Below are 12,458 nucleotides of genomic sequence, written 5' to 3' on the forward strand. Positions count from 1 at the left end.
TCATTGTGCCGGCGGATAGGTTGGGCTTGTCAGGCACTGGTCGAACCAGGCTGTATCCGTCGTTTCGAGCGGCCAGATGCCTTCGACGTCGAGTTTGGCAAAGCCAGTCTTCGGCGATGGAAAATGTTGATCCGCGTCGGGATTCAGCGTCCAGGTCACATCCTTGCCGCCGCCACAGATATCGCCCGACTGGTCGCTGCACAGAGCAGCGGGCTTCGCAATGTTGCCTTCGATGGTGCTGACTGCGTGATATTCATAGAGGGACCAGCTGGCCCATTCCGTGCTGACGCTGCAAAGGCGGTCCTTGTTTTGGACATGCATGGCGCCGCTGCATTGATAGGAATAGCTCGACCCATCCCTGTCGTTGGGAATGAACTCGCAACTCGTATCGAAGCCGGCAAAGGCGCCTCCGCTGTATTTCGCGAGGAAGCGGCGCTGCGCCTGAGCTTGCATGATCAACCCTTTCTCCGATTGATCCTTAAGCTGTGCGGTGCGTTCTGTAATCGCTTGTCGCAGCTTTCCGGCCGGCATGGCCGAACCGTCCGAGCCGGTATTCAGCCCCTCATTGCGCGCCGCGATCCAGCGGCGCTGGCTATTCACCAGCATCGAGCGGATTTCCGGATCTGGCGCTGATTTGAGGAGCGCGGCATAGACTTGTCCCATGGCGGCGTCGGCTGCCTTGAGACTGGTGTTGCCGCAGATTCTCTTATCGATCGGATCGCTCGCCTTGGTGCAGTCGATTGCCCAGGAGGGAGTTGCAACACTCACTCCCAAGATCGCCAGAAGGCCGGCGATCGTCAGCCGAATTTTCGCTCTGGATTGATGACGGCACATGGTGGCTTCCGTTCCTTTATTTCTTCTGCCGGAGGTCCGGTAGGGTGATATCGCAATCGCACGGATCGATACCGTTATCGAAAGCTCCGCACCTTTCTGCGATGAACGGCGAGTTCGATCAGATCGGAGGTGGAAAGAAGGCCGGGAGCTTCCAGATACGGTTGTCAATTCGCCCTATGCCATTTGGACCGTTCACAGGTGGCTTCATAGTCCGAAACCGTTGGCTTGCCGTCACCAAAACTGGTGAGGCTCAGCTCCATGTCGCCCTTGTGATAATAGTAGCTGCAGGACGCCAGATCCGTGCCCGAGCAATCGGTCGCCTCGATGATCCCGGTCTTGCGGATATTGTCGCCAACGACATCCTGATAGGCGGGGGCGGGACTGCGAAACGGCTCCCACCCTTCGGCAATGATCGCCGCGCGGGCCTCGGCGACTGGCTTGCCATAAACATTCGGCACCACGGCCTGTCCGCCACAGACGAATTGCTCTTTCGCCAGAGGCTCGACTTCAATCGAATGGCCATCAACAAGCCGAACGTCGCCAATAGGCGTTTGAACAAGGTCGCCATCGACAATTCGCAGGCTGTCCTTGGCCGCGACGATCCTGCCGATCGATAGCTTGCTGTTCTTACTTGCGTAGATGATGACGAAAAGCTGCGTGCCGCTAAAGAGCGCGATGTTACCCTGATTGATCTCGCAGGCACCGGCGGTAGAAGGCTCGAATTCACCGGCAAAGCTCACAGCGTCATAGGATCCGAGCTTTGCTTCCCCCGTCACTCCCCAGCCGAGAGCATTGGCCGTCTTTCCGCCCGCGCTCTTCGGAACGACCAGCGCGTCGCATTCTTCCCGGGATTGAGCCGAGGCAGGCGCTTTCGGCAATTGTGATAGAAGCGCGATTTCAAGCCCCGGAACCCGCGACCGTATGCTCGGCGGAGCCTCCGCACCCTGACCCGCCGCGATCGGGCCGCCGCTCAAAAGAAAGGTCAATACGAGCAGAGTGCGACCGGCCGAGGGTTGGAAAATACGCTTGCGAATAATCAACAGGGCCTCGAAGACTTGGACATCGGCGAAAAATACAGGGATGTCTATTCAACGGCTGTGTACCATTCAAGACGCCTGGACTTGAGTGAAGTCTCCTCCCCTCCATCTCGAGTGCACATCCGTCTACAATTGCGCTTTCGCGATATTTCGCATCGAAAAGCGAGGCGGCGAGCTTGCGCCGGCTCATTTCGTGGCGATCGTTTTTTTCCAGACCGTAGCTGGAAATTGCCGGCCACATCATGAGCCTGCCGAGCCGCTATTCCCATCCGGCGCCCGAACAGTGCAGGATCATCCATAACAAGTGCACTTGCGTTCAGATTTCGGAAATTGGCTGTCATCGGTCACGCTGTCAGGCTATGCGGATATCGAGGCTGCGATAGAGGTCCCGTTCGAGGCGATGTGCCTCCTCTTTTGTGACCCGCTGTCGTGAGAGGACAAACACGGATTCATGCGTAAGCTCCTATTAATTCTTGCAGTCTTCGGCCTGGCGGACATCGCCCATGCCGGAGACGTGAACTTTTACGATCTCCTGAAGGACCCGGTTTATGCCCGGTCATGGGAGGCCATGCTGTCATCGGCCAAGGGAACGCCTGCCTGGGTGCGCGATCAGAACAGGTTCATCGCAGAACCCGTCAAGACCATCTCCATCGACTCGGTGAACTATTCGATCAGCATCCTTGCCAAGCAGCATGCGACAAACGATGGCCAGGCAGCAATCCTCTTCAAAACGGACGGAACGCAGGCATGGGCGGAGATTCAGGACGAGAAAAGTCCAAAGCTCTATTTGGGCAACCCTTCCGCAGCACAGAAGACCGCGCTGGACAAGGCTCTGGCGGAGTAGTCACGTGCGCGTTCCGATACAGTTGTCGAGTTTTCTGTGCTGTGCTTTTCTTGGAGTGCAGTTAGCGACAACGTCGCGCGCTGATGCAAGCGATGTGGAAACAACCGAGCACACAGGGACACAACAGTCGACCTCCGCCGGCTCCGCGGCGGCACGAAACGGCGATGCGTCCATATGCAAGACCCTATCAACTTGCCTCACCATTGCCCAGGGCAACACTCAAGCAAGCGCGGACCGGTCGGCTGCCTATAGCAGTGCCGGCTATATCAGGATTGACGGCAACGAGCTGGATCTGGCTGAGGAGTATTTCAGCCGAGCGGTCGAGCTCGATGCGAACTCGGATAACGCCTATGCGGGGCGAAGTGATGCCGAGTTTGCGAAAGGAGCTTATGAGAAAGCCATTGCCGACGCCAAGAAAGCGGTAGAGTTGAAGCCGGGTAGTCATCCCGATGCCTATCTCATCCTTGGCACCCTTGCCGATCGCGACGGCGATCATGAAGCGAGGATCGGCTATATGAACAAGGCCATCGCAGTTGCGCCCGACTTTGCGGAAGCCTATGCCGGACGCGGCAACGGCTATCTCGCGCAAAACAAATATGATCTGGCTCTGATCGATTTCAACAAGGCCATCGCCCTCAAGCCTGAGCTGTCAGCCATGCTGCAGCAGGCTTTCGAGGTTGCTTATGTCGAGCGAGGCGGCTTGTATGTAAAAGACGGCAATTACGGCGCAGCAATCGACGACTATACCCGTACATTGCAACTGAACCCCTTCAATACAAGAGCGCTCAACGATCGCGGCGACGCCTACAACATGACCGGCGACTTCGACAGGGCCATTGCGGATTTCACGAAAGCCATAGAAAGCGATCCGTCCTATCCCTACGCCTACAGCAATCGCGGCCTTTCCTACTTCAAGATCGGCAGGAACGATCAGGCGCTCCTCGACCTCGACAAGGCTATCGAACTCAACGATCAATCGAGCTCGACCTACTTCGTGCGAGGCGAGGTTTACCGAAGCAAAGCGGACTTCAAGTCCGCATTGGCCGATTTTCAGAAGGCACTCGAATTAACGCCGGACGATGATCCCGGCCGCACCAATATGCTGTCGGCAATCGAATCGGTGAAAAGATGAACGCAATCATTCGGCTCCGCCACGCATCCCACCTGGGATTGGCCATCGCGGCTCTCCCACCCTGCCCCCATAGACCTATCGTCGCACTATCAACAGAGGACGTTTTCACTTTGTATAAGACAGCTCTTTACGCTTTCGCGCTCGCCACCATTTCTCTCAGCTCGGCCGCTGCCAGCACGTGCTCGCAGCACTATCAAAGCACCGGCGTTCCGCTCGTAACCGGCGTGACCTATAAGACCTGGATGGAATTCCCGTCAGTCAGCCCGGCCGTTGCCTTTGATAAGGTATCGCGAGCAGTCCTGGCCGAAGGCTTCGTGGATGTGAATGCCGAGAAGCAACTCGGAACGCTAACTGCGCAGCAGGAAACGACCGGCTCGGGTCGGCCTCAGACCCTGCGCGTCGTCGTCAGGAAGAGCGGCAAGGGCAGCCGGATTGATGCTCTTTTCATGGTGCCGCAGGGTCAAGTTGCTCCCAACATGAGCGACAATCTCTGCCGTGTCGTCAACTCTGTGGCCGATTAAGTCTCTCACAATTCTACTGCGCGTATGAGTGTTTAATCTCACCACGTTTCGGCTGCTATTTGGGCCGGCCGCGATATGCGGCCGCGCTCTTCAACATCTGCAGGTTTGACTTGATCCACTCATGAACAACGGGTTTCATGACTATAGTTCAGTAGGAGATGCGTCCATCGACGATGGGCGAGGAGCCAGATGAAAGCTGCTGCTTCAACACCTGTCTCGCATCATCGCTGACAATAGACATGGGAGCGGCGACTACAACTTTCGCTGCGGAGCCTGCCAAGTCCGCGGTTCGCACGGCAGCCATGCCAACCCGATCCGCGAGCGAGACTTGCCCGGTGTCCAACGACTGTCCCGCCATCCGCCGTCCAAGCAGCTGGACCATATCCCGATTGTCCGCAAACGTATTGTGACCCAGAGCATCGTCCGGCTTGACGGAACTGGTATCGACGACCGTGATCCCGAGCTTGGCCATATCCGCGGCGTAGGGGCTTGCATCGAAGCCTCCGACACGATTGACGCCGCCGGAGAGCCATCGCGAAACCTGTAGCGCCTTATCCCTTGTCGACGAAAAGATCGTGAAGTGCGGACGTTGCGGCCCCATCTCGATCATCTGCCTGCGAAAGACGTCGATATCGATGTCGGGCGACGCCAGGATGACATTCTTCACTTTCGCTGGAATTGTCTTGTTGCGCATGGCAACGCCGCGCAACGCTTCCGCGGTCAGCCAGGAGCCCATGGAATGGGCAAGGATCGTCACCTCCCCGACGTCAGGGCTTTTGGCGGACTGCAGGATCAGATCCTCCAATGCCCGCCGGGAAAAGTTCGTGCTCTCCTTGTCGTAGAGATAGTCGAAGACGTTGCCGCGTGACGGCCAGGTGAAGAGGATCGGCGCGGCGTCCGTCCCGGAATCATGAATGATCTGTGCGAAGCGAAAGACCGCGTCGGAATAGGTATTGTTGAAGCCGTGCACGAAAATGACGACCTGCCGCTTGGCGTTGCGGTTCTTGCCGAACCATTCGAAAATATTGCGCTCGGACGCTACCTTTCCGATCTTGAGGACAGCGAACTCCTTTTCGGGTTTGGCCGGCACATGTGACGGCCACTGCACTTCACCGATCTTGCGATTTTTATCCGGTGGAATGGAGACGACGATATCGTTGAGAGAAATCGCCGTTCCCCGCTCGCCGGAGTAAAGTTCGCCGGGTTTGTCGGTCGGTTGGCGGGTCGTCGCCACCATCATGTCCACGGTGCTCGTGCCCGGCCCCGCGGTTGCGACCGGCTGGAGAACATTCTCCAGCCGTCCGGCGCATCCGGCCAACATCGATAGGGCCATCAGGACAGAAAGACATGACCGCCTGGGAACAAAGGTCACCCTTTGAACGTCAGGCATCAGATCGCCTCGTGCTGCGCGTTGTCGCGGGGAATGCGAAACCAGGCAACATACAGGGCGGGAAGGAAGAGCAGCGTCAGAACCGTACCGACGACGATGCCGCCCATCATCGCATAGGCCATCGGACCCCAGAATATCTCCCTGGAGATCGGGATAAGCGCAAGCGTTGCCGCCGCGGCCGTCAGCATAATGGGCCGCATTCGATGCTCCGTCGCCTCGATGACGGCCTGCCAGGCCGGCACGCCCTCGCTTCGAAGGTGCTCGATCTGCACAACGAGGATCACCGAGTTGCGGATCAGGATACCTATGAGGGCAAGCACGCCAAGGATTGCGACGAACCCCATCGGCGCGTTGCTGAAGAGAAGTGCGGCAACCACACCGATAAGCGCTGTAGGAGCGACAGCGAACACCAGAAAGAGCCTGCTGAAGCTTTGCAGCTGGATCATCAGGATCGTCGCCATGATGAACAGCATCAGCGGCGCGACAGCGACGATCGGTCCCTGTGCCTTGGCGCTTTCCTCGACCGAACCGCCGTCGACGATATGGTATCCGGTCGGGAGGCTCCTGCGGAACTCTTCGACTTTCGGCTGCAGTTCGGTAACAATCGTCGCCGGCTGCGTCGATCCGACGACTGCGGCTTTGATGGTGATGGTCGGTATGCGCGTCCGCCGCCAGATCGTTGGCTGTTCCAGCTCATAATGGAAATTGGCAACCGCCGAGAGGGGTACGGACTTGCCGTTGGAACCGGCCAGCTGAAGGTTCTGCAGCGTCTCGATCGAGCCACGCTCGGCCGTCTGGGCCCTGCCGATCACATCGATCAGATAGATATCGTCCCGAATATTTGTTGCGGCCGTTCCCTCGACGATGCCGTTGAGAGCCGTTGCAATATCTTGCGATGAGACACCCAATTGCCGCGCCTTGTCCTGCAGAACGTCGACCTTGACGACGCGCGAAGGTTCGTTCCAGTCGAAGGTCATGTTGGACAGCAAGGGATGCTGACCGACGACGCCTGCAAATCGCTGGGCGATATCCCGGACCTTCTGGATATCGGGTCCACTGATCCGGTACTGCACCGGCTTGCCGACCGGAGGGCCGATGTCGAGCAGCTTCACGAAGGCGTCGGTTCCGGGGAAGGTCTTCGTCAGATAATCCTGCAGTTCGGCTTTGACCTTGTCGCGAACATCAAGCCCCTTGGTGACGATCACCGTCTGGCCGAAGGAAACATCGGGCGTCTGGACGTCAAAGGACAGGATGAACCGGGGAGCGCCCTGCCCGACATAGCTCGTCCAGTGATCGATGTCCTTGCTGTTGGCCAGCATCTCGCTCTCGAACCTGGCCATCTGCTTGTTCGTCTCGGAAATCGAGCTGTTTTGCGGCAGGTTCCAGTCGACGATCAGTTCGGGTCTGTCGGAGGAAGGGAAGAATTGTTGCTGCACCAGGCTCATCCCCCCGATGGAGAGGGCAAACGCGGCCACGGTCGCGCCGATGGTTATCCAGCGCCAACGCAGGGCAAGGCTCAGGAGCCAGGCAAAGGCGCGCGCAAAGCGGCCTTTCTGATCATGGTGAGATTTCATGGTCTTCGGAAGGATCGTCACGCCCAGAAGCGGCGTGAACAACACCGCAACGATCCATGAAACCAGGAGCGAAACGGCGATGACCACGAAGAGAGTGAACGTGAATTCGCCGGCAGCACTGGTGTTGAGGCCGACGGGGATAAAGCCCGCGACCGTCACAAGCGTGCCGGTCAGCATCGGGAAGGCCGTCGAGGTGTAGACGTAGGTCGCTGCCTTTCTCAGGTCGTCGCCCACTTCCAGCCGGGCAACCATCATCTCAACGGCGATCATGGCATCGTCAACGAGAAGGCCAAGGGCGATGATGAGCGCCCCAAGCGAAATACGCTGCATGGAAATGCCGGTATAGGCCATGACGAGAAAGGTAATCGCCAGCACGAGCGGAATGGAGATGGCAACCACGAGGCCTGCCCGGACGCCAAGGCTGATGAAGCTGATCGCAAGCACGATGACGATCGCCTCGAACAAGGCGCGCGTGAAGCCCGAGACCGCCTCGTCAACGACGGCGGGCTGATCGGACACGCGCTGCACATCGACGCCGATGGGAAGATCGGCCGTGACCTGCTCGATTTCCTTGTCGAGCGCCTTGCCGAACTCAAGCAGATTTGCCCCGGTCTTCATGCCGATGGCAAGCCCGATGGCCGGTTGCCCGTTAAATCTGAACAGAGACGATGGAGGATCGACATAGCCACGTTTGATCGTCGCAACGTCGGTCAGCGGAAAGAAGCGGTCGTTGACGCGAAGATTGATCGATTTGAGGCTGTCCTCGGACGTGAACTGACCGCTCACCCGCAAGGCGATGCGCTCGGGGCCGGCATCGACGAAGCCAGACTGCGTGACGGCATTCTGCGCCTGAAGCGTGTCGATGACGGATTGCTGGTTAAGGCCGAGAGCAGCGATCTTTCGCGTCGAGAATTCGAGATAGATGGCCTCGTCCTGCGCGCCGATGATGTCGACCTTGCCGACGTTGGGGACCGTCAACACCTTTGCGCGCGCATCCTCGACCAGATCGCGAAGCTGGCGCTGCGTCAGTCCATCGCTGGTGAAGGCGTAGATATTGCCATAGACGTCACCGAAATTATCGTTGAAAAACGGCCCGACGACGCCGCTTGGAAAATCTCCCTTGATGTCGCCGATCATATTGCGGACCCGCGTCCAGATGGCATTGACATCCTTGGCCTTGGTCGTCGGCAGAAGCTCCACGAAAATGGTCGTCTGGCCGGCAACGGTTTCGCTCTTCGTATAGTCGAGCGAATCCAGCTCCTCGAGCTTCTTTTCGATGCGGTCGGTGACCTGTTTGGTTACCTCCTCGGCCGATGCACCCGGCCACTGCGCCTGAATGATCATGGTCTTGATGGTGAAGGCTGGGTCTTCTTCGCGACCGAGACCGATATAGGAAAACGCACCGGCCAGAATGAAGACGATCATGAAGTACCAGACGAGCGAACGATGTTCGAGCGCCCAGTCGGACAGATTGAATTTTTTCACGAGGATCTTTCCTTAGTCTACCCTGACGGCCTGGCCGTCGGCAAGCTTATGAACTCCGGCAACGACGATGCGTTCGCCAGGGCTGATGCCTTCGGCGATCTTCACCGAACCGCCTTCGACGAGGTCCCCGTCGATCTTGATCGCGCGAATGGAGACTTTGCGAGCCGCGGTATCGACCACCCAGACGTTCGGCTTCTCGTCTTTCATCAGCACGGACGAGGACGGCAGAAGGATCATCGGATCCGCAATAACAGTCGCCGTCGCGGTAACGACGGAGCCAAGGCGAAATGCCGCCGGCGGATCGATGAGCGTGATTTTCGTGCGCCGCGTGCGGGTGGTCGCCTCGGCTTCCGGGGCAATCTCCCTGACGATACCGCTTGCGCGAATGGTCGGGTCGAGCTGGAGGGCGATTTCAAAGGGCGAGCCTACCTTGAGACCGTCGAAGCTTGCCACGGGTATGTCGATGATGGCATCGCGCTGGTCAGGGCGCGCGACAGTGGCAATGCTCTGGCCCGCCGAGACGACCTGGCCCACTTCGGCGGAAGTCGCGGTCACGACCCCGTCGAATTCTGCGCGAAGCTGCGCATAGCCCAGTTGTTCCTCGGCCTTGTCCAGATTGGCCTGTGCTTTGGCAACCGCAGCACTCGCGCTCTTGCGGCCGAGTTCGGCCTCTTCGTAGGCCGCCTCACTTCCCGATCGGCTCTCGAGCAGGGACCTTTGGCGTTCCTCCGTGGATGCGGCATTTGTCAACTGCGCCTGGGCATTCGAAAGCTCGGACTGTGAACTTTTGACGGCCAGTTCGAGCGAAAGCGGATCGATGGCGGCAACGACATCGCCCTTCTTGACGATATCACCGACGCTGACCTTGCGCGCTATGACCCGTCCCAGCACCCGAAATGCGAGCTGGGTCTCGATCTTGGCCTCCACTGTCCCCGGCAGGGTCAGCGCAGAGGCAGCAGTGGACTTGGCGACAACGGAAAGCACGGGGCGCGGCGGCTCGTAATGGGCTTCATCCTGTTTCTCGCAAGAGGTCAGCAGAAATGAGCCGAGGATTGCAAGGCCGGCTGTGAAACGGATATTCATTTTACAGCTCCCTTGTCGTATGCAACGGCCTGACCCGATCGCAGGAATTTCGCACCGTCGGCGACGACGATCTCGCCCGGCGATACTCCCGCCCGCACTGCAAAACGGCCGGTCTCATAGCCGGAGACATCGATTTGGCGAAGAGATACGCTTGACGAGGCGGGATCGACGATCCAGACGGCTGGCTTGCCGCTTTTTGACGTCATTGCCGACCATGGCAGTTCGATTGCGTCCCGCGCGGCGGACCGAAACAGGCCGACAACCGGAGCGCCGAGCGGCATGTCCGACGCCCCTTCGAGACCTACCTTGACCCTGATCGTCCCGGTCGACGAGTCGATCGTGGGCGAGATTTCGCGGACGGAGGCCTCTGTCCTGTGAGACGGCGCCGAAAGGAGGCTGACGGCGACCTTGTTTTCAAGGTTGCGCCCGAGATAAAGGGACTCAAAGACGTTGAAAACCGCATCCCTGGGGCCATCATGCGCAAGCGTAAAGACCAACTGCGCCGCTTGCGCTACCTGCCCCACTTCAGCGTTTCTGGCTGTGATGACGCCATCCGCATCGGCACGCAGTTCGGTATAGGTGAGCGCATCCTGGGCCGTGTCGAGTTGAGCTTGCGCCGATTTCACGCTCCCCTGAGCGGTCAATAGGGTTTCCTGGGCCTGATCGAGCGCTGCACGGGTCGTAACCTGCGTCTTGAAGAGGTTTTGCTGCCGGTCGAAGGCTAGCTGCGCCTGCGTTTGCTGGGCAAGCGCCGACTGCAGGTTCGCCGTGGCTACACCCAGATCGGCTTTCTGCTCTTCGGCATCCATACGCGCAAGCACCTGCCCCGCCTTTACCGACGAGCCGACATCGACGAGGCGCTCGACAATGCGCCCGCTGACCCTGAAGGAAAGATCGCTTTCGACCCGGGCACTGACTTCGCCGGTGATGGCGTTGTTTTCGACGACCGGCGTGACCTTGGCCACGACGGTCTCCACGTTCTTCGGCTTTGCCTCGCTCGCGCTTTGCTTCTCGCATGAGGCAAGCGCGACGGCGCTGACACTGAGCCAGGCGACGACAAGGACAGTTTTCATGAATTTGACCTCTTGCATCCGTTCGGCAGACGAATATTATTGACTAACCAGAAAGTCAATGGAATTGTCTTGACGTCAAACCACGAATAACGCTCAAGGTGAGATATGCCTGATACGAAGAAGCTGACGCGTGCGGAGCAAAAGGCCCGCCGCCCCGTTCAGATCCTGGATGCTGCGTTTGAAGAGTTTGTCGAACGTGGCTATGTCGCGACGCGCGTCGAAGATATAGCCGGCAGGATTGGAGTTACGAAGGGAACCGTCTACGTCTACTTCGAGACCAAAGAACAGCTTTTCGAAGCAATGATCCGGCACATTTCGACGCCTCTCGAAGATCTATTGATAAGCGGAAATGAGCTGAAAGGGACCGCTACGGAGCGGCTCCAGAAAAATATCGAGCTGATCTACGATCTCATCGTCAACGATCGCAAATTGCGGGAATTGATGAGGTTCGTCATCGCCGAAGGTTCGCGGTTTCCACATATCGTCGATAGGCACCACGAGATATTTATCGATCCTCTCGAGCGTCAGATGCAGTCGCTTATCGATGAAGGGGTAAAACTTGGGGAATTCCGAGCAGCCCCCGCCGCATTCGCCGATGCAGTGGTGGCGCCTGCGATTGCCTTTCTATTCTTCAAGCTCCTTTTCGACGAGCGGCGAGCTCTGGATAAGGAAAGCTATCTGAAGGCACACATCGATCTTGTTTTGCACGGACTGCTCCTGAAAGAGCCTCGCTAGCAGACGTATCCGATAGCAAGCCGTCAAACTCTATTGCGAGACCGGCAAATTTCCGTTCCCAAAGATGCTGGAATTCATTGTCCAGCTACGCTTGAGCGATGAATTTACAGCCAGATCTACATAGCGCCGCAAGGCAGCGCATCCGCACGGATCGAAGATGTAAGTTTCTATCGGGCGCTTAAAGCGGCCACGCGATCGGCAGCCGCCGAAAAACCTTGCAGGGACACCTGGAAGCCGAGCGGGTTGCCGCCATCGGCAACGACCTTGAGGTTCAAGCGCGACCCGGTTCGCAATTTGCCAAGGGTTGCAGTGTCGATCGGAAGCAAAGCGATACAGCCGTTAGGCAAACAGGTGCGAAAACGCACAGGCTTCAAAGGCGGCTGATCATCGATATTCGGCGTCACGCCGGAATCGAGAACGATACCGAAAGGCAGGAGAAGCGTCGCAAGAGCGCCGCCGTCAGGACGCACTTGCATCTCGACGGCAAGCAACCTTTGACCATTCTGCTGGGTTTGATCCTGCGAAATCGTGCATGCCGACGCCTTGTCGCGTTGACTGCAGGCAACGCGCCAGTCCTGGTAGGTCTCCTGCAGGCTCGAAGCGCCATTTGGCAGAGCCGATTGCGCAAAGGCCGAAGAAGCAAAGCCCGCACAGACAAGGGTGAGCACCGCATAAGATATGCGGCCGGTTATCCGGGATGGAGTAAATGTGGAATTTGACAAGGTATAAGATCTCTCGGCTTGAAGTACG

11 protein-coding genes are annotated in these 12,458 nt (G+C 58.2%); 4 read left to right on the forward strand and 7 right to left on the reverse strand.

The genetic code is table 11. The features are described 5' to 3' along the window. Entirely contained in the window at positions 1 to 834 is an 834-nt protein-coding gene (locus ABOK31_RS27990) for a lysozyme inhibitor LprI family protein (RefSeq protein ID WP_174172387.1), read from the reverse strand. A gap of 164 nt (positions 835 to 998) precedes the next feature. Continuing rightward, the gene (locus ABOK31_RS27995; RefSeq protein ID WP_349962061.1) at positions 999 to 1,874 is read right to left on the reverse strand and encodes a hypothetical protein; all 876 of its coding nucleotides are present in this window, start codon (positions 1,872 to 1,874) and stop codon (positions 999 to 1,001) included. A gap of 448 nt (positions 1,875 to 2,322) precedes the next feature. Here ABOK31_RS27995 and ABOK31_RS28000 point away from each other — a divergent pair, with 448 nt between their 5' ends. From ABOK31_RS28000 to ABOK31_RS28010, 3 genes are all read left to right on the forward strand, one after another. Then, a complete protein-coding gene (locus tag ABOK31_RS28000) occupies positions 2,323 to 2,715 on the forward strand; it encodes an Ivy family c-type lysozyme inhibitor (RefSeq protein ID WP_349962062.1) in 393 nt (130 codons plus the stop codon). Between the two features lie 94 nt (positions 2,716 to 2,809). After that, positions 2,810 to 3,847 (forward strand): tetratricopeptide repeat protein, encoded by a 1,038-nt coding sequence (locus ABOK31_RS28005; protein ID WP_349962860.1) that lies wholly within the window; start codon positions 2,810 to 2,812, stop codon positions 3,845 to 3,847. Between the two features lie 110 nt (positions 3,848 to 3,957). Then, positions 3,958 to 4,368, forward strand: coding sequence for a hypothetical protein (locus ABOK31_RS28010; protein ID WP_349962064.1), 411 nt, complete (start codon positions 3,958 to 3,960; stop codon positions 4,366 to 4,368). A gap of 148 nt (positions 4,369 to 4,516) precedes the next feature. Here the strand turns inward: ABOK31_RS28010 and ABOK31_RS28015 are convergent, their stop codons facing one another. The 4 genes from ABOK31_RS28015 to ABOK31_RS28030 are packed head-to-tail and all read right to left on the reverse strand — an operon-like array spanning position 4,517 to position 10,973. Then, the gene (locus ABOK31_RS28015; RefSeq protein ID WP_349962065.1) at positions 4,517 to 5,758 is read right to left on the reverse strand and encodes an alpha/beta hydrolase; all 1,242 of its coding nucleotides are present in this window, start codon (positions 5,756 to 5,758) and stop codon (positions 4,517 to 4,519) included. Beyond that, entirely contained in the window at positions 5,758 to 8,817 is a 3,060-nt protein-coding gene (locus tag ABOK31_RS28020; protein WP_349962067.1) for an efflux RND transporter permease subunit, read from the reverse strand. Before ABOK31_RS28020 ends, ABOK31_RS28015 begins: the two co-directional genes overlap by 1 nt. A gap of 12 nt (positions 8,818 to 8,829) precedes the next feature. Continuing rightward, positions 8,830 to 9,900 carry an efflux RND transporter periplasmic adaptor subunit gene (locus ABOK31_RS28025; RefSeq protein WP_349962069.1) on the reverse strand — a complete coding sequence of 357 codons (1,071 nt, stop codon included), beginning with the start codon at positions 9,898 to 9,900 and terminating at the stop codon, positions 8,830 to 8,832. Then, a complete protein-coding gene (locus ABOK31_RS28030; protein WP_349962070.1) occupies positions 9,897 to 10,973 on the reverse strand; it encodes an efflux RND transporter periplasmic adaptor subunit in 1,077 nt (358 codons plus the stop codon). Before ABOK31_RS28030 ends, ABOK31_RS28025 begins: the two co-directional genes overlap by 4 nt. Positions 10,974 to 11,078: 105 nt before the next feature. On the opposite strand from ABOK31_RS28030, the gene ABOK31_RS28035 reads away from it, so the two are divergent. Further along, positions 11,079 to 11,708 (forward strand): TetR/AcrR family transcriptional regulator, encoded by a 630-nt coding sequence (locus ABOK31_RS28035; protein WP_174172394.1) that lies wholly within the window; start codon positions 11,079 to 11,081, stop codon positions 11,706 to 11,708. Between the two features lie 167 nt (positions 11,709 to 11,875). Here the strand turns inward: ABOK31_RS28035 and ABOK31_RS28040 are convergent, their stop codons facing one another. Next, complete coding sequence (locus ABOK31_RS28040; protein ID WP_349962861.1) at positions 11,876 to 12,376, reverse strand: invasion associated locus B family protein; 501 nt, start codon at positions 12,374 to 12,376, stop codon at positions 11,876 to 11,878. Positions 12,377 to 12,458: the final 82 nt, after the last annotated feature.

It is taken from the genome of Rhizobium sp. ZPR4 (assembly GCF_040215725.1).
Lineage (GTDB): Bacteria > Pseudomonadota > Alphaproteobacteria > Rhizobiales > Rhizobiaceae > Rhizobium > Rhizobium rhizogenes_D.

Excerpts from the sequence above, each read along its gene's own strand:
- ABOK31_RS28030 (WP_349962070.1), bottom strand. The coding sequence starts at position 10,973 with ATGAAAACTGTCCTTGTCGTCGCCTGGCTCAGTGTCAGCGCCGTCGCG.
- ABOK31_RS28025 (WP_349962069.1), bottom strand. The coding sequence starts at position 9,900 with ATGAATATCCGTTTCACAGCCGGCCTTGCAATCCTCGGCTCATTTCTG.
- ABOK31_RS28000 (WP_349962062.1), top strand. The coding sequence starts at position 2,323 with ATGCGTAAGCTCCTATTAATTCTTGCAGTCTTCGGCCTGGCGGACATC.
- ABOK31_RS28035 (WP_174172394.1), top strand. The coding sequence starts at position 11,079 with ATGCCTGATACGAAGAAGCTGACGCGTGCGGAGCAAAAGGCCCGCCGC.
- ABOK31_RS28015 (WP_349962065.1), bottom strand. The coding sequence starts at position 5,758 with ATGCCTGACGTTCAAAGGGTGACCTTTGTTCCCAGGCGGTCATGTCTT.
- ABOK31_RS27990 (WP_174172387.1), bottom strand. The coding sequence starts at position 834 with ATGTGCCGTCATCAATCCAGAGCGAAAATTCGGCTGACGATCGCCGGC.